General features: G+C 64.3%; 21 protein-coding genes. 1 reads left to right on the top strand and 20 read right to left on the bottom strand.

What is annotated here, in order from left to right; translation table 11 throughout:
• Window positions 1–3: 3 nt before the first annotated feature.
• The 17 genes from nuoJ to ACWPW1_RS14010 all read right to left on the bottom strand — a co-directional run bounded on the left by nuoJ (window position 4) and on the right by ACWPW1_RS14010 (window position 18506).
• A complete protein-coding gene (nuoJ, locus tag ACWPW1_RS14090; protein WP_059315333.1) occupies window positions 4–516 on the bottom strand; it encodes an NADH-quinone oxidoreductase subunit J in 513 nt (170 codons plus the stop codon).
• A 9-nt stretch (window positions 517–525) separates the two neighbouring features.
• Complete coding sequence (gene nuoI, locus ACWPW1_RS14085) at window positions 526–1074, bottom strand: NADH-quinone oxidoreductase subunit NuoI (RefSeq protein WP_017642306.1); 549 nt, start codon at window positions 1072–1074, stop codon at window positions 526–528.
• 10 nt (window positions 1075–1084) lie between these two features.
• A complete protein-coding gene (gene nuoH, locus ACWPW1_RS14080) occupies window positions 1085–2095 on the bottom strand; it encodes an NADH-quinone oxidoreductase subunit NuoH (protein ID WP_454253241.1) in 1011 nt (336 codons plus the stop codon).
• Window positions 2092–4809 (bottom strand): NADH-quinone oxidoreductase subunit NuoG, encoded by a 2718-nt coding sequence (gene nuoG, locus ACWPW1_RS14075; protein WP_434774467.1) that lies wholly within the window; start codon window positions 4807–4809, stop codon window positions 2092–2094. Before nuoG ends, nuoH begins: the two co-directional genes overlap by 4 nt.
• Window positions 4810–4950: 141 nt before the next feature.
• Window positions 4951–6300 (bottom strand): NADH-quinone oxidoreductase subunit NuoF, encoded by a 1350-nt coding sequence (gene nuoF, locus ACWPW1_RS14070; protein WP_434774466.1) that lies wholly within the window; start codon window positions 6298–6300, stop codon window positions 4951–4953.
• Window positions 6297–6797 carry an NADH-quinone oxidoreductase subunit NuoE gene (gene nuoE / locus ACWPW1_RS14065; protein ID WP_059315329.1) on the bottom strand — a complete coding sequence of 167 codons (501 nt, stop codon included), beginning with the start codon at window positions 6795–6797 and terminating at the stop codon, window positions 6297–6299. Before nuoE ends, nuoF begins: the two co-directional genes overlap by 4 nt.
• A 2-nt stretch (window positions 6798–6799) precedes the next feature.
• Complete coding sequence (gene nuoC / locus ACWPW1_RS14060) at window positions 6800–8584, bottom strand: NADH-quinone oxidoreductase subunit C/D (RefSeq protein ID WP_434774465.1); 1785 nt, start codon at window positions 8582–8584, stop codon at window positions 6800–6802.
• A gap of 50 nt (window positions 8585–8634) precedes the next feature.
• Window positions 8635–9309: a NuoB/complex I 20 kDa subunit family protein gene (locus tag ACWPW1_RS14055; RefSeq protein ID WP_059315327.1), complete on the bottom strand. Its 675-nt coding sequence runs from the start codon at window positions 9307–9309 to the stop codon at window positions 8635–8637.
• A 10-nt stretch (window positions 9310–9319) separates the two neighbouring features.
• A complete protein-coding gene (locus ACWPW1_RS14050; protein WP_059315326.1) occupies window positions 9320–9733 on the bottom strand; it encodes an NADH-quinone oxidoreductase subunit A in 414 nt (137 codons plus the stop codon).
• 258 nt (window positions 9734–9991) lie between these two features.
• The gene (locus ACWPW1_RS14045) at window positions 9992–10753 is read right to left on the bottom strand and encodes a secretin N-terminal domain-containing protein (RefSeq protein ID WP_454253240.1); all 762 of its coding nucleotides are present in this window, start codon (window positions 10751–10753) and stop codon (window positions 9992–9994) included.
• The gene (locus tag ACWPW1_RS14040; RefSeq protein WP_313647238.1) at window positions 10750–11280 is read right to left on the bottom strand and encodes a DUF7931 domain-containing protein; all 531 of its coding nucleotides are present in this window, start codon (window positions 11278–11280) and stop codon (window positions 10750–10752) included. The genes ACWPW1_RS14045 and ACWPW1_RS14040 overlap by 4 nt, the downstream gene beginning before the upstream one ends.
• 12 nt (window positions 11281–11292) lie before the next feature.
• The gene (locus tag ACWPW1_RS14035; protein WP_434774464.1) at window positions 11293–12471 is read right to left on the bottom strand and encodes a JmjC domain-containing protein; all 1179 of its coding nucleotides are present in this window, start codon (window positions 12469–12471) and stop codon (window positions 11293–11295) included.
• Between the two features lie 58 nt (window positions 12472–12529).
• Window positions 12530–13900, bottom strand: coding sequence for an adenylosuccinate lyase (gene purB / locus ACWPW1_RS14030; RefSeq protein ID WP_434774463.1), 1371 nt, complete (start codon window positions 13898–13900; stop codon window positions 12530–12532).
• A gap of 83 nt (window positions 13901–13983) precedes the next feature.
• Entirely contained in the window at window positions 13984–14604 is a 621-nt protein-coding gene (gene hflD, locus ACWPW1_RS14025; protein WP_059315321.1) for a high frequency lysogenization protein HflD, read from the bottom strand.
• Complete coding sequence (gene mnmA / locus ACWPW1_RS14020; RefSeq protein WP_156428961.1) at window positions 14601–15710, bottom strand: tRNA 2-thiouridine(34) synthase MnmA; 1110 nt, start codon at window positions 15708–15710, stop codon at window positions 14601–14603. The genes hflD and mnmA overlap by 4 nt, the downstream gene beginning before the upstream one ends.
• 1 nt (window position 15711) lies before the next feature.
• Entirely contained in the window at window positions 15712–16164 is a 453-nt protein-coding gene (locus tag ACWPW1_RS14015) for an NUDIX hydrolase (RefSeq protein ID WP_454253239.1), read from the bottom strand.
• 110 nt (window positions 16165–16274) lie between these two features.
• Window positions 16275–18506, bottom strand: a complete 2232-nt coding sequence (locus ACWPW1_RS14010) for an NADP-dependent isocitrate dehydrogenase (protein ID WP_323147997.1) — start codon at window positions 18504–18506, stop codon at window positions 16275–16277.
• A 424-nt stretch (window positions 18507–18930) separates the two neighbouring features.
• Between ACWPW1_RS14010 and ACWPW1_RS14005 the strand changes: the two genes are divergently transcribed.
• The gene (locus ACWPW1_RS14005) at window positions 18931–19140 is read left to right on the top strand and encodes a hypothetical protein (RefSeq protein ID WP_007158876.1); all 210 of its coding nucleotides are present in this window, start codon (window positions 18931–18933) and stop codon (window positions 19138–19140) included.
• Window positions 19141–19561: 421 nt separating this feature from the next.
• Here ACWPW1_RS14005 and ACWPW1_RS14000 read toward each other — a convergent pair whose 3' ends face one another.
• The 3 genes from ACWPW1_RS14000 to ACWPW1_RS13990 all read right to left on the bottom strand — a co-directional run bounded on the left by ACWPW1_RS14000 (window position 19562) and on the right by ACWPW1_RS13990 (window position 21830).
• Window positions 19562–21028: an inorganic phosphate transporter gene (locus ACWPW1_RS14000; RefSeq protein ID WP_059315318.1), complete on the bottom strand. Its 1467-nt coding sequence runs from the start codon at window positions 21026–21028 to the stop codon at window positions 19562–19564.
• An 82-nt stretch (window positions 21029–21110) separates the two neighbouring features.
• Window positions 21111–21467: a 6-carboxytetrahydropterin synthase QueD gene (gene queD / locus ACWPW1_RS13995; RefSeq protein ID WP_082696356.1), complete on the bottom strand. Its 357-nt coding sequence runs from the start codon at window positions 21465–21467 to the stop codon at window positions 21111–21113.
• A gap of 105 nt (window positions 21468–21572) precedes the next feature.
• Window positions 21573–21830: a hypothetical protein gene (locus ACWPW1_RS13990; RefSeq protein ID WP_434774462.1), complete on the bottom strand. Its 258-nt coding sequence runs from the start codon at window positions 21828–21830 to the stop codon at window positions 21573–21575.
• Between the last annotated feature and the right edge of the window lie 98 nt (window positions 21831–21928).

Below are 21928 nucleotides of genomic sequence, written 5' to 3'. Positions count from 1 at the left end.
GACTCACTCGCCGATCCCGTCTTTGACGTCGCTGCGACCCAGGTGGTAGGCCGCGACCAGGGCACCCAAGAGCAGCATGGAGGCCAGTTCGACCGCCAGCAGATAGGGTCCGAACAGGCTGACGCCCACGGCCTTGGCATCTACCGAAGTGTGGCCGATGGCGGCGCCGCCCGGGGTGCGCGACAGCACCACCAGCAGCTCCACCAGCAGTGCACCGGCAAGGATCGAAGGACCGATCCAGACCTTGGGGGTCAGCCACTTGCGTTCCTGGTCGGAGATGACGGGCCCAAGGTTGAGCATCATCACCACGAAGACGAACAGCACCATGATGGCGCCCGCGTAGACGATGATCTCCAGGGCGCCGGCGAAGGGCGCGCCCAGGGCGAAGAACACCATGGAAACGGCCAGCAGCGAGATGATCAGGTACAGCAGGGCATGCACCGGATTGGTGTTGGTGATCACCCGGAAGGTGGCCAAGACGGCCACCCCGGCAGAGAAATAGAAGGCAAATTCCACGACAGCTCCTTAGGGCAGCAGGCTCTTCACGTTGATCGGCTCTGCCTCGCTCTGCGCGGCACCCTTGGGCTTGCCCGCGATGGCCATGCCGGCCACGCGGTAGAAGTTGTACTCCGGATACTTGCCCGGACCCGAGATCAGCAGGTCCTGCTTCTCATACACCAGCTCCTGGCGCTTGAACTCGGACATCTCGAAGTCCGGGGTCAGCTGGATGGCGGTGGTGGGGCAGGCCTCCTCGCACATGCCGCAGAAGATGCAGCGCGAGAAGTTGATGCGGAAGAACTCCGGGTACCAGCGACCGTCTTCGGCTTCGGTCTTCTGCAGCGAGATGCAGCCGACCGGGCAGGCCACGGCGCACAGGTTGCACGCCACGCAGCGCTCCTGGCCATCGGGGTCACGGGTGAGCACGATGCGGCCGCGATAGCGCGGCGGCAGGTACACGGGTTCCTCGGGGTATTGCAGGGTGTCGCGCTTGCGGAAGGCGTGGCCGAAGACCATCACGATGCTGCGCAACTGGGTGTAGGTGCCATGCAGGACGTGCAGGATTTCCTTGATCATGACGGATACCTCACTGGCCGATGGCCGGCGTGGCGGTGTAAAGCACCACGGCGCCGGTCACCAGCAGGTTGATCAGGGTCAGGGGCAGGCAGAACTTCCAGCTGAAGGCCATTACCTGGTCGTAGCGCGGACGCGGAATGGACGCGCGCAGCAGGATGAAGATCATGATGAAGAAGGCGGTCTTCAGGGCGAACCAGACAAAGGACAGCCAGGGCAGGATGTCCAGGAAGGGACCGTGCCAGCCGCCAAAGAACAGGGTTACCAGCAGCGCCGAGATCAGCACGATGCCGATGTACTCGCCGACGAAGAACATGCCCCACTTCATGCCTGCGTATTCGATGTGGTAACCGTCCGCGAGCTCCTGCTCGGCTTCCGGCTGATCGAAGGGATGGCGGTGGGTCACGGCGATACCGGCGATGAAGAAGGTGCAGAAGCCGAAGAACTGGGGAATGATGAACCACCAGCCTTGGTGCTGCGCCTCGACGATATCCCTCATGTTGAAGGAGCCGGTTACCGCCACGATGCCCATCACCGACAGACCCATGAACACCTCGTAGGAGAGGGTCTGGGCCGAGGCGCGCATGGCGCCCAGCAGGGAGAACTTGTTGTTGCTCGCCCAGCCGGCGAAGAGCACCGCATAGACGTTGACGCCCGCCATGGCGAAGAAGAACAGCAGGCCGACGTTCAGGTCCGCCACGCCCCAGGTGGGGGTGATCGGGATGACCGAGAAGGCCACCAGCAGCGAGCCCATGGCGATCACCGGCGCCAGGCTGAAGATCATCTTGTCGGCGAACGGGGGCGTCCAGTCCTCCTTGAAGAACATCTTCAGCATGTCGGCGCCCAGCTGGAAGGCGCCGAAGGGACCGACCCGGTTGGGACCGTGGCGGTCCTGCCAGAGACCCAGCAGACGGCGCTCGACGAAGCTCAGCAGCGCACCGCAGATGACCACTGCCAGCAGGATGACGATGGCCTTGACGATGCCGATGACGACGGCGATGAGGGTGGGGGTGAGCCAGGTCATGCCGCGGCCTCCTGCAGTCCTTCCACGGTGAGGCCGGCGAAGTCCACCGGAATCCCTTCGAAGCCGGCGGGCAGACCGACCAGACCCGCCGACAGCTCGGCCTTGATCTGCAGCGGCAGGCGCAGTTCCTGACCGGCGACCTGCAGGCGCAGCAGGGCGCCCTCGTTGACGCCCAGGCGATCGGCATCGGCCTTGGCCAGGGCCACGTAGGCGGCCGGGATGCGCTCACGAACCGGCTCGGCGCGGGAAGAGGTCTCTTCGCTGCCGAACAGGTGGTACAGCGGCACGGCCTGGAAGCCCGACTCGGCGCTGCGGATGGCCGCGGCCGGCGCGGTGAACCAGCTCAGGCGATCGCCCTGGGTTTCGATCAGGCGTACGCCCGGATCGCCAGCGCGCAGGTGACCACCGACCTCGTCCTGGAACTTGTTCCAGGCCTGGGGCGAGTTCCAGCCCGGGGACCAGGCGAAGGGAATCTGCTGACGCGGCTCGGCGCTGCCGGCATAGCCTTCCATGGAGAAGGCGAAGGCGGTATCGGCGTCCTGGGGCGCGCGGGGTTCGTGCACGCTGAGGTTGGCACGCATGGAAGTACGGCCACTGTAGCGATGCGGTTCGCGGGCGAGCTTGAGGCCCTTCACCCGGAAGCTGGCGTTGGGCGCGGCGTCGCGGATGCCGTCCAGCTGCGGTGCGGCGGTGGCCACGGCATCGGTGACATGGTCCAGCTGGGTCCAGTCCACCGGGCGGTTGTCCAGGGTGTTGCGCAGGGCGTGCAGCCAGCGCCAGCCCTCGCGGACCAGGCTGGAGGGATCGTAGTAGCTCGGCTCATAGACCTGGAAGAAGCGCTGGGCGCGACCTTCCTGGCTGACCAGGGTACCGTCGCCTTCGGCGAAGCTCGCCGCCGGCAGCACCAGGTCGGCGCGCTGGGCGGTGGCGGTACGCTGGTGGTCCAGCACCACCAGTACCTGGGCGCGGGCCAGGGCCTGATCCACCTGCTGGGCAGGGGCGCGGCGATAGAGGTCGTTCTCCAGCACCACCAGGGCATCGGCCTGACCGTTTTCCAGGGCCGCGAAGGCGTCTTCGACGGACTCGCCACCATAGAGCGCCAGGCCCAGGCTGTTGGCTTCGGGCACCACCAGACTCAGGGAGCCGGCCTTGCCCTTGGCGGCCAGGGCCTTGGCCAGGTTGGCGGCGGCTTCGATCAGCGCCGGTTCACCCAGGGAGGTACCGGACACCACCAGCGGCCGTTCGGCGGCCAGAAGGGTTTCGGCGAGCAGGCGGGCCTGCTCGGCCACTTCACTGCTCAGACCTTCGACCGCGGGGGCGCTGGCGTCGATGGCATGGGCCACGGCATGGCCGAAACGAGCCAGTTCCAGTGGCGAACCGTGCAGGCGGGCGTCGGCGACGTCGTCCAGGCGAGTGGCGGCGACGCTGGCGATGAACAGCGGATTGCGTTCGCTCTGGCCGATGTTCTGCACGGCAGCATTCAGCCAGGGCTGGATTTTCTGCGCGGCGGCCATGGCTTCGGGCTTGCCCTTGACGGACTGACGCAGGGACAGCGCCAGGCGGGCCGCGGTCTGGGTCAGGTCTTCGCCAAGCACGAAGACGGCATCGTGCTTTTCCATCGCACGCAGGGTCGGGACGGGCAGCGGGCTGTCCTTGAGCACCTGCAGGACCAGGCGCACGTTGGCCAGGTCACGGGCGCTCATGCCGCTGTAGAAGTTCTCGGCGCCAACCAGCTCGCGCAGGGCGTGGTTGCCTTCCAGGCTGGCGCGTGGGGAACCGATACCAATCACCTTCTTGTCACGCAGCAGCAGGGCGGCGCGATCCAGGGCGGCGTCGATGCCGGTCTCCAGGCTGCCGTCTTTCAGCAACGCCTGGCGTGGACGATCCTTGCGATTGACATAGCCATAGCCGAAGCGGCCACGGTCGCAGAGGAAGTACTGGTTCACCGAACCGTTGAAGCGGTTCTCGATGCGGCGCAGTTCGCCATAGCGCTCGCCGGGGCTGATGTTGCAGCCCGAAGAGCAGCCATGGCAGATGCTCGGGGCGAACTGCATGTCCCACTTGCGGTTGTAGCGCTCGGAGTGGGTCTTGTCGGTGAACACCCCGGTGGGGCATACCTCGGTCAGGTTGCCGGAGAATTCGCTCTCCAGGGCACCATCTTCGACGCGGCCGAAATAGACGTTGTCGTGGGCACCGTAGACGCCCAGATCGGTACCGCCGGCGTAGTCCTTGTAGTAGCGCACGCAGCGATAGCAGGCGATGCAGCGGTTCATCTCGTGAGCGACGAACGGGCCGAGGTCCTGATTCTGGTGGGTACGCTTGGTGAAGCGATAACGACGCTTGTTGTGACCGGTCATCACCGTCATGTCCTGCAGGTGGCAGTGGCCGCCTTCTTCGCAGACCGGACAGTCGTGGGGATGGTTGGTCATCAGCCATTCGATGACGGAGCTGCGGAATTCCTTGGCTTCGGCGTCTTCGATGGAGATGTAGGTCTTGTCGCTGGACGGGGTCATGCAGGACATGACCAGGCGCCCGCGGGTGTCATTCTCGTCGGCGAACTGCTTCACCGCGCACTGGCGGCAGGCGCCGACGCTGCCCAGCGCCGGGTGCCAGCAGAAATAGGGGATGTCGAGCCCCAGGGACAGGCAGGCTTCGAGGAGGTTGTCCGCCCCGTCGACCTCGTACGTCTTGCCGTCTACATGGATAGTGGCCATAGGGTTTTCTTCTCACCCGCGCAGGGCGGGTCTGGCTAATGGGAAAACGTTCGCGCCGCCCTGGCGGTCGCCAGTGGCAGCGCCGGCCGGGTCGGGCCCGGCCAGAAAGCGATAGGTTCGGCCCCCAGGAGGGGCCAAACCTCAGATCACGGTCGCGGAAGCAGTCGGACGAGGTTCGCTGGGCGTCTTGCGCACACCGGCCTCGAACTCCTCGCGGAAATACTTGATGGCACTACCCAGGGGCTCGACAGCGCCCGGTGCGTGGGCGCAGAAGGTCTTGCCTGGGCCGAGGAAGTTGACCAGCTGCAGCAGGGTATCGAGGTCGCCTTGCTGGCCTTCGCCTTTCTCCAGACTGCGCAGGAGCTTGACGCTCCAGGGCAGGCCGTCGCGGCACGGCGTGCACCAGCCGCAGGATTCACGGGCGAAGAACTCTTCCATGTTGCGCAGTAGCGAGACCATGTTGACGCTGTCGTCGACCGCGAGGGCCAGACCGGTACCCATACGGGTGCCGACCTTGGCGATGCCACCGGCGTACATCTGTGCCGAGAGGTGCTCGGGCAGCAGGAAGCCGGTACCGGCGCCACCAGGCTGCCAGCACTTGAGCGTGAAGCCATCGCGCATGCCGCCGGCATAGTCCTCGAACAGTTCCTGGGCGGTAACGCCGAAGGGCAGTTCCCAGACGCCGGGATTCTTCACCTTGCCGGAGAAGCCCATGAGCTTGGTGCCCATGTCTTCGCTGCCGGCGCGTGCCAGGCTCTTGTACCAGTCCACGCCACCGGCGACGATGCCCGGCACGTTGCACAGGGTCTCGACGTTGTTGACGCAGGTGGGCTTGCCCCAGACGCCGACGGCGGCGGGGAAGGGCGGCTTGGAACGCGGGTTGGCGCGGCGGCCTTCCAGGGAGTTGATCAGGGCGGTCTCTTCGCCACAGATGTAGCGACCGGCGCCGGTGTGGACGAACAGTTCGAAATCGAAGCCGCTACCGAGGATGTTCTTGCCGAGCAGGCCAGCTGCCTTGGCTTCTTCCACCGCGCGCCGCAGGTTGGCGGCGGCGTCGACGTACTCGCCACGCAGGAAGATGTAACCGCGATAGGCCTTGAGCGCCCGGGCGCTGATCAGCATGCCTTCTACCAGCAGGTGCGGAAGCTGCTCCATGAGCAGGCGGTCCTTCCAGGTATTGGGCTCCATCTCGTCCGCGTTGCACAGCAGGTAGCGGATATCGAGGGATTCGTCCTTGGGCATCAGACCCCACTTCACGCCGGTGGGGAAGCCCGCACCGCCGCGGCCCTTGAGGCCGGAGTCCTTGACTTCCTGGACGATGGCATCCGGCGCCAGCTCGGTCAGCGCCTTGCGCGCCGCGGCGTAGCCTTCCTTCGCCTGGTACTCCTCCAGCCAGACCGGGGCGCCGTCTTCACGCAGGCGCCAGGTCAGGGGATGGGTCTCGGGGGTACGGGCAATGCTGTTGGCAGGCCCGAAGGAGGTCAGTCTCATGCGTATCCCTCCAGCAGTTTGGCCACGCCCGCAGGTTGGACATCGCCATGGGTATCGTCGTCGATCATCAGCGCCGGGGCCTTGTCGCAATTGCCCAGGCAGCAGACCGGCAGCAGGGTGAAGCGGCTGTCGGTGGTGGTCTGGCCCAGGCCGATGCCCAGCTGCCGCTGGATCTCGCCCACCACGGATTCGTGGCCGCCGATGTAGCAGGTCATGCTGTCGCACACGCGGATGATGTGGCGACCGACCGGCACGCGAAAGATCTGGCTGTAGAAGGTCGCCACGCCCTCGACATCGCTGGCCGGGATGCCCAGCACCTCGCCGATGGCGTAGATGGCACCGTCTGGCACCCAGCCACGTTCCTTCTGGACGATCTTCAGGGCTTCGATGGACGCCGCGCGCGGGTCCTCGTAGTGATGCATTTCATGCTCGATGGCCGAGCGCTCGGAGTCGCTCAGGACGAAACGGTCGGTTTGGATCAGGGTTTCGGTGCTCATGCTCAGCGGTCCACGTCGGCCATGACGAAGTCGATACTGCCCAGGTAGGCAATCAGGTCGGACACCATGCTGCCGCGGATGACGGCCGGGATCTGCTGCAGATGCGGGAAGCTCGGCGTCCGGATGCGGGTGCGGTAGCTCATGGTGCTGCCATCGCTCGTCAGGTAATAGCTATTGGCGCCCTTGGTCGCCTCGATCATCTGGAAGGCTTCGCCCGCCGGCATCACCGGACCCCAGGACACTTGCAGGAAGTGGGTGATCAGGGTCTCGATGTGCTGCAGGGTGCGCTCCTTGGGCGGCGGCGTAGTGAGCGGGTGATCCGCCTTGTACGGGCCTTCGGGCATGTGCTGCAGGCACTGCTCGATGATGCGCAGGCTCTGGCGCATCTCCTCGACGCGCAGCATGCCGCGGTCGTAGCAGTCGCCGTTGTGGGCGATGGGTACTTCGAACTCGAAGTTCTCGTAACCGGAATAGGGACGAGCCTTGCGCAGGTCGAAATCGAGACCCGTGGCACGCAGGTTGGGACCTGTGACACCCCATTCCAGGGCTTCCTTGGTGTTGTAGACGGCAACGTTCTTGGTCCGGCCGATGAGGATGCTGTTCTTCATCGCGGCCTTTTCGTACTCGTCCAGGCGCTTGGGCATCCAGTCGAGGAATTCGCGGACCAGCTTGTCCCAGCCGCGCGGCAGGTCATGGGCGACGCCGCCGATACGGAACCAGGCCGGGTGCATGCGGAAGCCGGTGATGGCCTCGATGACCTTGTAGGCACGCTGACGATCGGTGAAGGTAAAGAACACCGGGGTCATGGCGCCGACGTCCTGGATATAGGTGCCCAGGTACAGCAGGTGGCTGTTGATGCGGAAGAACTCGGCCATCATCACGCGGATGAATTCGACGCGCGAGGGCACCTTGATGCCGGCGAGCTTTTCCACCGAGAGGACGTAGGGCAGGTTGTTCATCACCCCGCCCAGGTAGTCGATCCGGTCGGTGTAGGGGATGTAGCTGTGCCAGGACTGGCGCTCGGCCATCTTCTCGGCGCCACGGTGGTGGTAGCCGATCTCGGGCACGCAGTCGACGATCTCTTCGCCGTCCAGCTGCAGGATGATGCGGAAGGCACCGTGGGCCGAAGGGTGGTTCGGGCCCAGGTTGAGGAACATGAAGTCGGAATTTTCCGCATGTTCCTTCATGCCCCACTCTTCGGGCTTGAATCTCAGGGTTTCCTGTTCGAGATCCTGCTTGGCGGCGTTCAGCGCATAGGGATCGAACTCGGTGGCCCGCGCCGGATAGTCCTTGCGCAGCGGGTGCCCCTGCCAGTTGTCAGCCATCAGCATGCGCTTGGGCAGCGGGTGGCCATCGAAGTGGATGCCGTACATGTCGAGCACTTCCCGCTCGTACCAGTTGGCATTGGGGAAGATGCCGGTCGCGGTCGGCAGGCGGAGGTCGTTCGCCGAAAGCGCCACCTTGAGCATCACATCGCTGTTACGGTCGATGGACAGCAGGTGGTAGAAAACGGTGAAGTCCGCGTTGGGCAGGCCGCGGCGGTGAGTCCGCAGGCGCTCGTCCACACCATGCAGGTCATAGAGCATGACGTAGGGGCGGGGCAGGTTGCGCAGGAAGCGCAACACTTCGATGATTTTTTCGCGCGCCACCCAGATCACCGGCATGCCGGTACGGGTGTCTTGCAGGGTCAGGGCGTCTGCGCCGAATTGGCCCTGGAGTTCGCCAACCACCGACGCATCGCCGGCAGGGGCGAGCGCAGAGGCGGACAGAGCGGTGTCTGCGGTCATGATGTTCCGTCGCTATCGATCGTCGTCAGCATGCAAGTCCCGGAGGGGACTTACACTTCGTCTGGGCTGCGCAGGTTGGTGACCTGGATGCGGCGCTCGCGGTTCTGCTCGCGCTGCGAAGGCATTTCGGCGCGGTAGATGCCCTGATCGCCCACCACCCAGGAAAGGGGGCGGCGCTCTTCACCGATGGAGTCCTGCAGGAGCATCAAACCCTGCAGGAAGGCTTCGGGGCGAGGCGGGCAGCCGGGCACATAGACGTCGACGGGCAGGAACTTGTCCACGCCCTGAACGACCGAGTAGATGTCGTACATACCGCCGGAGTTGGCGCAGGCACCCATGGAGATCACCCACTTGGGTTCCAGCATCTGCTCGTACAGGCGCTGGATGACCGGAGCCATCTTCATGAAGGGGGTGCCGGCGATGACCATGAAGTCCGCCTGACGTGGCGATGCCCGGATGACTTCGGCGCCGAAGCGAGCTATGTCATGGGGCGCCGTGAAGGCGGTGGTCATTTCCACGTAGCAGCAGGACAGGCCGAAGTTGTACGGCCAGAGGGAATTCTTGCGTCCCCAATTGACTGCGCCCCGCAGGACATCTTCAAGTTTGCCCATGAAGATGCTGCGGTTGACCTGACTTTCCATAGGGTCGGCAACGGTTTCCCGTTGGCCGGCCGGATAGCGGTCTACTGCCGCATCGGGATCGATCCGGGTGAGATTGTATTGCATTGCCAAAGCCTCATTGTTTCGACTTCGCCTGTCGCTCACGACGGCTCGCAGGCGCCCAATCGAGCGCTCCGATTCGCCACAGGTAGACAAGACCCGCCAACAGAATTGCTATGAAAATGGAGGCTTCCACGAAGCCGGCCCATCCCGATTCACGGATGGAGACCGACCAGGCGAAGAGAAAGAGGGCTTCGACATCGAAGATCACGAAGAGCATCGCGACCAGGTAGAACTTGGCAGAGAGACGGAGACGGGCACCCCCGGTGGGGACGATGCCGGACTCGAAGGGATCGTTCTTGCTACGACCTACGGCTTTGCTGCCGAGGAGGCTCGAGACTCCAAGCATGAAGGCGATCAGACCGACCACGCCCAGGAGGAATACCGCGAAGCTCCAGTTGTGGGTCAGTAGGCTGATCGGCTCAGACATGCTTTGAATCCTTAATTATGGGTATCAGGCGCTATCAGTGCGACACGGTGTCGCAAGACAGACGGATTTTATGCTCTATCGATTCATTCTGTAAATTTATTGGCTTAAAAAGATTCTATTGGACTGCTTTGAATCAAACTAAACAGAACTTCAAAGTTATTTGAGAATGAATATAAGAATTATTCTCAAATAACTTTTCATTGTCTGGTGAAACCTAGATTGCCAGGCGCCGCGAGAGTTCTCCCGTTAGCCGGTTGGTCAGTCGATGAGATCGGCGCGAATGCTCAACTGACGGTCGTCACGACCCTCGGTCGAGTAGTAGCGGGTGAGACCACTCTGGTCGCCTTCGATCTGTTGACGAAATCCTCCCAGGTCAAGCCACTGCCCCAGGGGGCCACTGATCCGGGTCGCGGCGCTCTGGGTCTGTAACGTGCCCGGATGGTGGGCAGCCGCGCGGTCGTCGACGCTGTTTATGTCCAGATGCACCAGATTGCCGCTCAGACGGGCGGTGACCTGGAAGCCGCGTTCGAGGCGGCGATAGTCGGTCTGGGCATAGCTCTGGCCATAGGGCGAGGTCTGGTAGGTGGTCACGGGGACGTCTTCGCCGAAGCGAATGAAGGCAGGGTAGCCCTCGGTGACCTGAACGCGTTGGGCGCCATCCTCGTGCCGGTCGGTGCTGTCCTCGATGATGCGCACCTGGGGTGAACGCACGTTGCCGCCTGCGGAATAATCCTGGCTGGCCCCTGAACTGCCTGCGCGGGTCGCCAGGGTGATAAGCAGGCGCCGCGGCTGGGTATCCAGCTGGGTCAGCAGATTCTTGATCTCGGTCAGCTTGGCCGGCTCGGCGTTGACGATCAGCTGGTTGCCGTAGACGTTGACCTTGCCTTCGCCGCCGAGCACGGATTGCAGGGTGGGCAGGAGGTCCTCGGCCGTGCGGTACTGCAGCGGGATGACTTCGGTTCTGGGGGTGGCCCGGGTGGTGGCGGTCAGTAGCAGCAGCAGCCCAAGCAATCGTCTCACAGCACCATCCTCCGTAGTTCCTGATCCGGCTGGCTGATGGCCCAGAGGCGATCGAAACGCTGTTGCTGGACCTTGACCGCTGCACGGTCGCCATAACGGACGAAGCCATTGGGGGCGTTGCCCGATCGGCGCAGCAGGGCCTGGTCGTCGACGATCAGGCAGGCGCCTTCCGGTTGCTGGTCGGCTGGTGGTCGCCGGATCAGCAGGTTACTGGTCAGGCGCTGCGCCAGGGCGATGAGGCGATGGCCCTGGCGCACGGCGAGGGCGCTGTCGTTGATCAGAATGCGTACCTGATGTCGCGGATTGCCCAGCAGCAGGCGCTTGATCGCCGCCTCGACGTCGAAGTTGTCGTAGAAGGGCGCTTCCAGGTCAGGGGTCTGGATACACAACTGGCGGCTGGCTTGAGCGATGAGGCGGACACCGTGCTCACGCAGGGCGTCCAGGCCTTCGAGGCGCAGGGCGAGGTCCTGGCCGAGCTGGGGTTCGGGCAGGGCGCCCAGGGTCAGATCGGCAAAGGACTCGTCCACGGCGGCTCCCTATCACTCGTCGTCGTCTTCTCCGGCGAAGATCAGGCTGCCCTGCTGGAGCAGTTCGCGGATCAGGCGCATGGCATCGTCGTCCTGCAGCCAGGTCGCGAGATTGGCCTCGTGCAAGACGTCCGCCGAGCATAGCAGGTCGAGCAGCGGTTGCAGCCGTATGGGCAGCAGGCGGCTCTGGCCGCTGGCAAAGACCATCACCTCGTCCTCCAGGCGGCTCCAGGCGATGCGGCCACTGGGGTTGCGCATCAGCAGCGCGCCTTCATCGAGTTCCTTGCGCAGCTGCTTGGCGCTGAGGTTTTCCCCAGCGACTCGCTCGGGATAGCGCGGCTCGGTCATGTGCTGGCCGAACCAGGCCAGCAGCAGACGATCGTCACTCAGATGGCGCTCCATCAGCCCGCGCACGCGCTCGATGGCTTCGGGCGGGATCTCGGCGGGGTGCTCGCTGGCCGGCGCGCAGCCGGCATCGCTGTAGCGCTCGTCCTCGGGGATGAACTGGGCGAGGAAGTCGGTGAAGTGGGTAAGCACCTCGCCGGCACTGGGGGCGCGGAAGCCGATGGAGTAGGTCATGCACTCGTCTTCGGCGATGCCGTCATGGGCCAGGCCCGGCGGCAGATAGAGCATGTCTCCCGGCTCCAGCACCCATTCGTCGGTCTGCTGGAAATCGGCGAGGATCTTCAGCTCCAGGCCGTCGATCAGCGGGCTGTCGGCGGTGCATTGCTGGCCGATGCGCCAGCGGCGGCGGCCATGGCCCTGCAGCAGGAAGACGTCATAGTGATCGTAGTGCGGACCGACACCGCCGCCGGGCGCGGCGTAGCTGATCATGACGTCGTCGACGCGCCAGCTGGGCAGGAAACGGAAGGATTCCAGCACCTCGGCCACCTCGGGAACGAACTGATCGACCGACTGCACCAGCAGGGTCCAGTCCCGCTCGGGCAGCCCGGCGAAGGTATCTTCCGGCAGGGGGCCGCGGCGCAGCTCCCAGGTCTGGTCCTGGCCGATGATCAGGCGGGATTCGATTTCCTCTTCCAGCGACAGGCCGGCCAGTTCGTCGGGTTCCAGGGGGTTCTGGAAGTCCGGGATGGCCTGGCGGATCAGCAGCGGTTTCTGCTGCCAATAGTCGCGCAGGAATTCACGGGCGGTCAGGCCGCCGAGCAGTTGCAGGGGTTGATCCGGGTTCATGCACACCTCGCGCAATGAAAAACGCCCGGCGAGGCCGGGCGTAGAAAAAGGATGATCTTCAGACCCGACGGGCCTGTTCGGCAGCGTTGCCGATATAGCCGGCCGGAGTCAGTTGGCGCAGCTCGGCCTTGGCAGTCTCGGGGATTTCCAGGCCGTCGATGAAGTCCTGCAGGGCACTGGCGCTGATGCCCTTGCCGCGGGTCAATTCCTTGAGCTTCTCGTAGGGGTTGGCCACGCCATAGCGGCGCATCACGGTCTGCACCGGCTCGGCCAGGACTTCCCAGCAGGCGTCCAGGTCTTCGGCGATGCGGGCGGCGTTGAGTTCCAGCTTGCCGATGCCCTTGAGGGTGGCTTCATAGGCGATCACGCCGTGGGCCAGGCCGGTGCCCAGGTTGCGCAGCACGGTGGAGTCGGTCAGGTCGCGCTGCCAGCGGGAGATCGGCAGCTTGCTGGCCAGGTGCTGGAGGATGGCGTTGGCGATACCCAGGTTGCCTTCGGAGTTCTCGAAGTCGATGGGATTGACCTTGTGCGGCATGGTCGAGGAGCCGATCTCGCCGGCCACGGTCTTCTGCTTGAAGTAGCCGAGGGAGATGTAGCCCCAGATGTCCCGGTCGAAGTCGATCAGGATGGTGTTGAAGCGGGCGATGGCGTCGAACAGCTCGGCGATGTAGTCGTGCGGCTCGATCTGGGTGGTGTAGGGATTCAGAGTCAGGCCGAGGTCGCCTTCGATGAAGGTGCGCGCATTGGCTTCCCAGTCGACGTCCGGGTAGGCGGACAGGTGGGCGTTGTAGTTGCCCACGGCGCCGTTGATCTTGCCCAGCGGGCGGACGGCGGCGATCTGCTCGATCTGGCGCTCCAGGCGATAGACCACGTTGGCCAGTTCCTTGCCCAGGCTGGTGGGGGAGGCGGGCTGGCCATGGGTGCGCGAGAGCATGGGCACGTCGGCGAAGCGATGGGCCAGCGCACGGATCTCGCCGGCGATCTGGCGCATCAGCGGCAGCAGCACCTGGTCACGGCCTTCGCGCAGCATCAGCGCATGGGACAGGTTGTTGATGTCCTCGGAGGTGCAGGCGAAGTGGATGAATTCACTCACCGCAGCCAGTTCCGGCAGGTCGGCGACCTCTTCCTTGAGCAGGTACTCGATGGCCTTGACGTCGTGGTTGGTGGTGCGCTCGATGTCCTTGACCCGCTGGGCTTGCTCGACGCTGAACTCGGTGGCCAGCTTGTCCAGCAGGGCATTGGCCTCGGCGGAGAAGGGTGCGACCTCGGGAATGCCCGCGTGGGCGGCCAGGCGCTGCAGCCAGCGGACCTCGACCTGGGCGCGGAAACGGATCAGGCCAAATTCGCTGAAGATGGGGCGCAGGGCGGCGGTCTTGCCGGCGTAACGGCCGTCGATGGGCGATACGGCGGTGAGCGAGGAGAGCTGCATGGGCATTCTCTTGGTAGCGGGGGAGAAAGGGGCGGAATTCTACACGCAAAGGCCGGCGCTGTAGTACCGCCGCCGGCCTGGGATCAGACGTTGCGCAAGGGGTAGAGGTTGTCGAGCAGCTTGCGACGATTGAGCACCAGCTGCCAGCGGTGGCCGCCGAGCTGCCGCCAGAGGCGTGCGGAGCGAATGCCGGCCAGCAGCAGGGCGCGCACCCGCGAGGCGGTGGCGGACTGCTGCAGGTAGCGCATTTCGCCGTGCACCTGGATGCGCTGCTTGAAGGTGCTCAGGGTGTCCTCATAGAGGCCGCCGCAGGCGGCGATGACGTTCTCGTGGGCCACGCCGAAGTGCTCGACCTGGGACTGGATCTGGGTGAGGCGGCGACCGATGAGATCGAGCAGGTCGCCACGCTTCTCCAGCTTGCGCTCCAGGGCGGTCATCGCCAGGGCATAGCGCAGGGGTTCGCGCTGCAGGCTGTTGGGATTGCGCTCCAGGGTGCTGGACAGGGCGCCCAGGCCCTCGCGCAGCGGCGCGACGCTGCCGCCATAGACCTCCAGGGTGCTGCCCGGATCGCGTACCAGCAGGCTACCGAGCAGACAGGCCAGAGGTTCTTCCGCGACTTGCCCGGTACGCGCCAGCTGGTCCACCAGCAGGGCGGCCTGGAAGACGCCGCCCAGGGCAATGAGTTGTTCCTGGGTACGGTTCATGCGGCGGGCGCCTCGGCGCAGGCGGGTTGGTAGTGTTCGATCACGCCGCCGCCCAGGCAGACGTCGCCATCATAGAAGACCACCGATTGACCCGGGGTCACGGCGCGCTGGGGTTCGTCGAAGACCACCCGGTAGCCGGCGCCCTGGCGTTCGATCTGGCAGGGCTGATCCTGCTGGCGATAGCGGACCTTGGCGGTGAGACGGCGCGGCTGGGTGAGGTCCAGGTCGTTGACCCAGAACATCTCGCTGACGGTCAGGGACTCGGCGAACAGCCAGGGGTGGGCATTGCCCTGGCCAACGATCAGGACGTTGCGGGTCAGGTCCTTGCTCAGTACGTACCAGGGATCGTCACCGGCATCCTTCATGCCGCCAATGCCCAGGCCCTGGCGCTGGCCAATGGTGTGGTACATCAGGCCGTGGTGGCGACCGATGACCTCGCCGGTGGTGGTCTCGATGTCACCTGGCTGGGCCGGCAGGTATTGCTTGAGGAAGTCGCTGAAGCGGCGTTCGCCGATAAAGCAGATGCCGGTGGAGTCCTTCTTGCGCGCGGTGGCCAGGCCGTGCAGTTCGGCGATGGCGCGGACTTCGGGCTTTTCCAGTTCGCCCACCGGGAAGAGGGTGCGGGCCAGCTGCTCACCGCCCACGGCGTGGAGGAAGTAGCTCTGGTCCTTGTTGGCATCCAGGCCCTTGAGGAGCAAGGTCTGGCCGTCGACGTCGCGACGGCGCACATAATGGCCGGTGGCGATCAGGTCGGCGCCCAGGGCCAGGGCATAGTCGAGGAAGGCCTTGAACTTGATCTCGCGGTTGCAGAGGATGTCCGGATTGGGCGTGCGGCCAGCCTTGTATTCAGCGAGGAAGTGCTCGAATACATGGTCCCAGTACTCCGCGGCGAAGTTGGCCGTGTGCAGGGTGATGCCGATGCGGTCGCAGACCGCCTGGGCGTCGGCCAAGTCCTCCTTGGCGGTACAGTACTCGGTACCGTCATCCTCGTCCCAGTTCTTCATGAACAGGCCCTCGACCTGATAGCCCTGCTCCTTGAGCAAGAGGGCGGAGACCGAGGAATCCACTCCGCCGGACATGCCGACGATGACGCGGGTGCCGTTCACTTCAAAAACCTCTCATATCTACGATCATCGACAGGGGATAGCGGTGTCCATCCAGGTACTTTTCGATGGCATCGAGTACCAGGGGGCTGCGTAGCCGAGCCTGCTCGGCGCGGATCTCGTCGAGCGTCAGCCAGACCGCGCGGGTGATGTCGGCGTCCAGGGCGCGCTCGCTTTTATGGACCAAGGGCCGGGCATGAAAGGCGGTGCGGTAGTAGGTGACGCCATTGCCCGGCGCGACATAGAGGCCGATGCCGATCACGCCCTGGATCTCCACCTGCCAGGCGGTTTCTTCCAGGGTCTCGCGGCGTGCCGCCTCGATCAGGCTCTCGCCCGGTTCCAGATGCCCGGCCGGCTGGTTGAGGACCAGGCGACCCTGTTTCTCTTCCTCGACCAGCAGGAAGCGGCCGGCGTCTTCCACTACGGTGGCCACGGTGACGTGGGCGTGCCAATCCATCTCGGACTCCGCTATCGGTAATCGCGCAGTATACGCCTTAAGCTTTGTCGGTCCCAAATGCAGCGAACCCCGGCCGGGGCCGGGGTTCGCTGTCAACGCAGGAGCTGATCTTAGCCCTTGAGCTGGGCCAGGGCGGCATTGAGCGTGGCGCTCGGACGCATCGCCTGGCTGGTCTTGGCCTGGTCTGGGTGGTAGTAGCCACCGATGTCCACGGCCTGGCCCTGGACGCCGTTCAGCTCGGCGACCACCTTGGCCTCGTCAGCGCTCAGCGACTTGGCCACCGGTTCGAACTGGGCCTTGAGCTGGGCGTCTTCGCCCTGCTCGGCCAGGGCCTGGATCCAGTACAGCGCCAGGTAGAAGTGGCTGCCGCGGTTATCCAGTTCACCCGTCTTGCGCGACGGCGACTTGTTGCTGTCGAGGAACTTGCCGTTGGCCTGGTCCAGGGTCTTGGCCAGGATCTTGGCCTTGGCGTTACCGGTGGTCTCACCCAGGTGGTTCAGGGATTCGGCCAGGGCCAGGAACTCGCCCAGGGAGTCCCAGCGCAGGTGGTTTTCCTGCACCAACTGCTGGACGTGCTTGGGCGCGGAGCCGCCGGCACCGGTTTCGAACAGGCCGCCGCCGTTCATCAGCGGGACGATGGACAGCATCTTGGCGCTGGTACCCAGTTCCATGATGGGGAAGAGGTCGGTCAGGTAGTCGCGCAGGACGTTGCCGGTCACCGAGATGGTGTCCTCGCCCTTGCGGATGCGCTCCAGGGACACGCGAGTGGCTTCCTCGGGCGACAGGACGCGGATGTCCAGGCCGTTGGTGTCGTGGTCCTTGAGGTAGCGCTCGACCTTGGCGATGACCTGGGCGTCGTGGGCGCGGTTCTGGTCCAGCCAGAAGATCGCTGGGGTGCCGCTGGCGCGGGCACGGTTGACGGCGAGCTTGACCCAGTCCTGGATCGGCGCGTCTTTGGTCTGGCACATGCGCCAGATGTCACCGGCCTCGACCGGGTGCTCGAAGACCACCTTGCCCTGGTCGTCGGTCACGCGCACGGTACCGTCGGTGGGGATCTGGAAGGTCTTGTCGTGGGAACCGTATTCCTCGGCCTTCTGCGCCATCAGGCCAACGTTGGGTACGCTGCCCATGGTGCTGGGATTGAAGGCGCCGTTCTTCTTGCAGTCCTCGATCACCACCTGGTAGACGCCGGCATAGCAGCGGTCGGGGATGATGGCCTTGGTGTCCTGCAGGTTGCCTTCGGCGTTCCACATCTTGCCGGAGTCACGGATCATGGCCGGCATGGAGGCGTCGACGATGACGTCGCTCGGCACATGCAGGTTGGTGATGCCCTTGTCGGAATTGACCATGGCCAGCGCCGGGCGCTCGGCGTACTGGGCGTCGAAGTCGGCCTTGATGGCGGCCTGGGTGGCTTCCGGCAGGCTGGACAGGCGGGCATAGAGGTCGCCGATGCCGTTGTTGCGGTCGAAGCCGGCTTCCTTCAGGGCGGTTTCGTGCTTGGCCAGCACGTCCTTGTAGAACTCGCCGACGATGATGCCGAACATGATGGGGTCGGAGACCTTCATCATGGTGGCCTTCAGGTGCACCGAGAACAGCACGCCCTTGGCCTTGGCGTCTTCGATCTGGGCGGCGATGAAGCTCTGCAGGGCCTTGCGGCTCATGGTTGAGGCATCGACGATCTCGCCGGCCTTGACCGCGGTCTTCTCTTTCAGGACCTTGCTGCTGCCGTCCTTGCCGATCAGTTCGATCTTCAGGCTGCCGGCGTTCTCGACGGTGGCCGAGCGCTCGCTGCCATAGAAGTCATGGGCGTCCATGTGGGCGACGTGGGACTTGGAGTCGGCGCTCCAGGCACCCATGCGATGGGGATGCTTGCGGGCGTAGTTCTTGACCGACAACGGTGCGCGGCGGTCGGAGTTGCCTTCGCGCAGGACCGGGTTCACGGCGCTGCCCTTGACCTTGTCGTAGCGCGCCTTGACGTCCTTTTCCTTGTCGTCCTTGGGCTCGTCCGGATAGTCCGGCAGGGCATAACCTTGGCCCTGCAGTTCCTTGATCGCGGCCTTGAGCTGCGGAACCGAGGCGCTGATGTTGGGCAGCTTGATGATGTTGGCTTCGGGAGTGGTGGCCAGTTCGCCGAGTTCGGCGAGGTGGTCGGAGATACGCTGCTCTTCCTTCAGGTACTCGGGGAAGAGGGCGATGATGCGGCCGGCAAGGGAGATGTCACGGGTTTCGAGGGCGACGCCGGAGGAGGCGGTGATGGCCTCGACGATGGGGAGCAGCGAATAGGTCGCCAGGGCGGGCGCTTCGTCGGTCAGGGTGTAGATGATCTTCGACGTGGTGGACATGTCTTGCTTTAACTCCTCTTTATCACAGCTGTGGCGCGAAGCCGGGCGAGCGAGGATCGACCCTTGAGTCGATAGACGCCCCAAGAAGGCGTTATCGGGCCGCGCGACAGGCGCGGCGGCGATGGACGTGCGATGCGACAAAGCGTCGCTGCGGAAATTGCGGGATCGGCCGATACAGCCAGCGGAACCGGCAGGGTCCGCAGCGACCCGTCAGTCGCGGAAGTATACCAGCGCGGCGACAGGCGTGCATTCGTGCCGCCGCAGGTTGGCGATGGCGAGGTGCTGGCGACCCGGGTAGGCCTCTAGATGAGAAGCCCCTGGGTACCGAAGTCAGGTCAATGGAGTTGACCAATCGACGACTGGCCCTGCACGGGACTTGCTTAAGGGACTAAACTATTGCCCCTCTAAATTTCACGAGGTCGTTATGAAAACCAAGGACAATGCGTCCAAAAGTCGGTCCTGGGCTATCGTCGGGCTGGAAACGCTCGTCATCGTCGCCCTGTCGTTGTACGTCGCCTTTGGCGCCGGGCTGTTCATCAAGCACCACTGCTGGGACACCCTGACCCCGCAGCAGCAAGACCAGATCCTCGAGCAGATGAGCCGCAGCGCTCAGGAAAATACCCTGCTCACCTGATTCGCTCGAATCACGTCCCTTCAAATAACGATAAGAATCCTCTCTTTTCTTCCGCGCGCTCCCTGAGTGTCGAGGTGGCCTCGTCACGTCCGGCCAATCAGCACGCCAGGTGTTTGCGCGTGCTCACGGGGGAGGTCGGCGTCGCCCTGGGTAGCAATCTGGTCGAAGGCGTCGCCAAAGGGCGAGCGCGGCGCGCCAGACGCAGCATTGCCCAGAGTATGGCTAGCGACAGGGCCAGCCAGCCAAGTACAAGAAGAAGGATATAGGTCGCAGGAGTCATTGACGTTCACCGTACGGCTGTCTCGGAAAAAGTGTCGCTGCTGGACACATTTCACTAGACACGTCAATAGCTATCCTGTTCAGGCTTTCCCGACGAGGGGCCTGCCCGGGCGACGTCTGAGCATCGCCCGGGTGGCAGGGATTACAGGAACAGGTGTGCCAGCCAGAACAGGCCGGCGGAAAGGGCCATGGAGGCGGGCAGGGTGAGTACCCAGGCCATGAGGATGTTGCGCACCGTACTGCCTTGCAGGCCGCTGCGGTTGGCGACCATGGTGCCCGCTACGCCCGAAGACAGCACGTGGGTCGTGGAGACGGGCAGGGCGAAGACGTTGGCCATGCCGATGGCGGCCACGGCCGTCACCTGGGCGCTGACGCCCTGCGCATAGGTCATGCCCTGGCGGCCGATCTTCTCGCCCACGGTGAGTACCACGCGACGCCAGCCGACCATGGTGCCGATGCCCAGGGCCAGGGCGACGGCGATGATGACCCAGAAGGGCGCGTATTCGGTGGTGCTGGTGAGGTCCTTGCGCAGCCGGCTGAGATCGTCACGGTCGCGCGCGGTCAGTACCGGCAGCTTGCTGACTTTCTTGGCGGTGTCGTCCAGGCACAGCAGGTAGCGACGCACCTGCTGGCGATGATCGTCACTCATGGCGCGGTAGTCGGTGATGCCTTCCAGGTCGGCCAGCAGGGCCTGCAGGGTGGGCAGGGTCATGTGCGGGGCGCAACGGAATTCCTGGGGCAGGTCGCGATTGCCGGGCACTTCGGCGAGGAAGTCCTTCAGGTTGTCGCCCTGGCGCTCGTAGAACTGGCCCAGGTGGATGGCGGCGTCGCGGGTGCGCTCGATCTGGTAGGTCGTGCTGTCCAGGTCCAGGACGAACTTGGCCGGGACGATGCCGATCAGCACCAGCATGATCAGGCCAATGCCTTTCTGGCCGTCGTTGGAGCCATGCACGAAGCTCATGCCCATGGCCGAGAGAACCAGCATCAGACGATTCCAGAAGGGCGGATGCTTCTTGGCGTCCACCTCACGGCGCTGCTCGGGGGTCTTGTGCATCTTGGACAGCGGCCGCCAGCGCTTGAGGGCGAGCAGCAGCAGGCCGGCGACGGCGAAGCCGGCCAGCGGCGAGAAGATCAGCGACAGGCCGATGTCGATCGCCTTCTGCCAATTGACGCCTTCGCTCATCGGAATGCCGGTCAGCAGGGCGTTGGTCACGCCGACGCCGAGGATGGAACCGATCAGCGTATGGGAACTGGAGGCGGGGATGCCGAAGTACCAGGTGCCCAGGTTCCAGGTGATGGCCGCGGCGAGCAGGGAGAACACCATGGCCAGCCCGTGGCCGGTGTTGACGTTGATCAGCAGTTCCACCGGCAAGAGGTGGACGATGGCATAGGCAACGCCAACGCCGCCGAGCAGCACGCCGAGGAAGTTGAAGATGCCAGAGAAGAGCACTGCGAGGTGCGGTGGCATCGCCTTGGTGTAGATCACCGTGGCGACGGCATTGGCGGTGTCGTGGAAGCCATTGATGAATTCAAAGGCCAGCACAAAGGCCAGGGCCAAGACGAGGCTGATGGCGACCCAGGCGTGGAGTCCGCTGAAAAGTTCGAACATGGGGATACGTCGACAGTTGGCAGGCGCGAATTATGGCAGAAAAATGACTGCCACCATCGCCGCCTTGAATGGGAGAGGCGAATTAGTCGCCGCGGTAGATGCAGCCACAGGTACAGGTCTCATGGACGCGAACCTGGCTGAGCTCGGGCAGGAGCGGCTTGAGCTGTTGCCAGATCCAGCGCGCGAGGACTTCGCTGGTCGGGTTCTCAAGGCCCGGGATGTCATTCAGATAATGGTGGTCGAGACGCTCGTACAGGGGTTTGAAGGCGGCCTTTATATCGGCGAAATCCCGTACCCAGCCGGTATGAGGGTCGACGGCGCCCTCGATATGCAGGCCTACCTTGAAGGAATGCCCATGGAGACGCCCGCACTTGTGGCCCGGCGGAACGTTGGGCAGGAAGTGTGCGGCTTCGAAAACGAATTCTTTGAAAATTTCCACGATAACCACTCGCGTTGGGCCACGGTGTGTGGCGGCTGCGGGGCGGCAGTCTATCAGCTCGACACGGCCTTGCCGAACCTCGCGGTCACCGGCGGTGATCGGCTGCTAGCCCGGCATCGACCAGGGTTCGAGGGCGTGGCCGTCGCGTGCCAGTTCCAGGCGAGTCTGTTCGATCAGCGCCGCGAGGTGTCCGGCATGGCTGTATTGACTGCGCGCGACGTGGGCGATCGAGGCCAGTACCTGGCTGCCGTCGGTCACGTTCAGGGCAAAGCTGGCGTCGCTGGGATCTTCGCGGACGTCGCCGCGCAGCGGTAAAAAGGCTTTTTCAACGATGTGGGTAGCGCGGTCAAGATCGATGGACATGGACGGGTTCCTCAGGCGGATGCCTTCAATAGAGCACAGGAGCAGGGCAAAATTCTGATTTGCCTTCGCCGGCGGGCTTAGGCAGTCTCCCGGTCTTT

The organism is Pseudomonas sp. Marseille-Q7302 (assembly GCF_965111925.1).
This window is presented reverse-complemented; position numbering and strand designations above follow the sequence as displayed.

What these genes read in the sequence shown, in the direction of transcription:
- nuoI (WP_017642306.1), bottom strand. Translation starts at nt 1,074, where the DNA reads ATGATCAAGGAAATCCTGCACGTCCTGCATGGCACCTACACCCAGTTG.
- nuoH (WP_454253241.1), bottom strand. Translation starts at nt 2,095, where the DNA reads ATGACCTGGCTCACCCCCACCCTCATCGCCGTCGTCATCGGCATCGTC.
- nuoG (WP_434774467.1), bottom strand. Translation starts at nt 4,809, where the DNA reads ATGGCCACTATCCATGTAGACGGCAAGACGTACGAGGTCGACGGGGCG.
- nuoF (WP_434774466.1), bottom strand. Translation starts at nt 6,300, where the DNA reads ATGAGACTGACCTCCTTCGGGCCTGCCAACAGCATTGCCCGTACCCCC.
- nuoE (WP_059315329.1), bottom strand. Translation starts at nt 6,797, where the DNA reads ATGAGCACCGAAACCCTGATCCAAACCGACCGTTTCGTCCTGAGCGAC.
- nuoC (WP_434774465.1), bottom strand. Translation starts at nt 8,584, where the DNA reads ATGACCGCAGACACCGCTCTGTCCGCCTCTGCGCTCGCCCCTGCCGGC.
- ACWPW1_RS14055 (WP_059315327.1), bottom strand. Translation starts at nt 9,309, where the DNA reads ATGCAATACAATCTCACCCGGATCGATCCCGATGCGGCAGTAGACCGC.
- ACWPW1_RS14050 (WP_059315326.1), bottom strand. Translation starts at nt 9,733, where the DNA reads ATGTCTGAGCCGATCAGCCTACTGACCCACAACTGGAGCTTCGCGGTA.
- ACWPW1_RS14035 (WP_434774464.1), bottom strand. Translation starts at nt 12,471, where the DNA reads ATGAACCCGGATCAACCCCTGCAACTGCTCGGCGGCCTGACCGCCCGT.
- purB (WP_434774463.1), bottom strand. Translation starts at nt 13,900, where the DNA reads ATGCAGCTCTCCTCGCTCACCGCCGTATCGCCCATCGACGGCCGTTAC.
- hflD (WP_059315321.1), bottom strand. Translation starts at nt 14,604, where the DNA reads ATGAACCGTACCCAGGAACAACTCATTGCCCTGGGCGGCGTCTTCCAG.
- ACWPW1_RS14015 (WP_454253239.1), bottom strand. Translation starts at nt 16,164, where the DNA reads ATGGATTGGCACGCCCACGTCACCGTGGCCACCGTAGTGGAAGACGCC.
- ACWPW1_RS14010 (WP_323147997.1), bottom strand. Translation starts at nt 18,506, where the DNA reads ATGTCCACCACGTCGAAGATCATCTACACCCTGACCGACGAAGCGCCC.
- ACWPW1_RS14005 (WP_007158876.1), top strand. Translation starts at nt 18,931, where the DNA reads ATGAAAACCAAGGACAATGCGTCCAAAAGTCGGTCCTGGGCTATCGTC.
- ACWPW1_RS14000 (WP_059315318.1), bottom strand. Translation starts at nt 21,028, where the DNA reads ATGTTCGAACTTTTCAGCGGACTCCACGCCTGGGTCGCCATCAGCCTC.
- ACWPW1_RS13990 (WP_434774462.1), bottom strand. Translation starts at nt 21,830, where the DNA reads ATGTCCATCGATCTTGACCGCGCTACCCACATCGTTGAAAAAGCCTTT.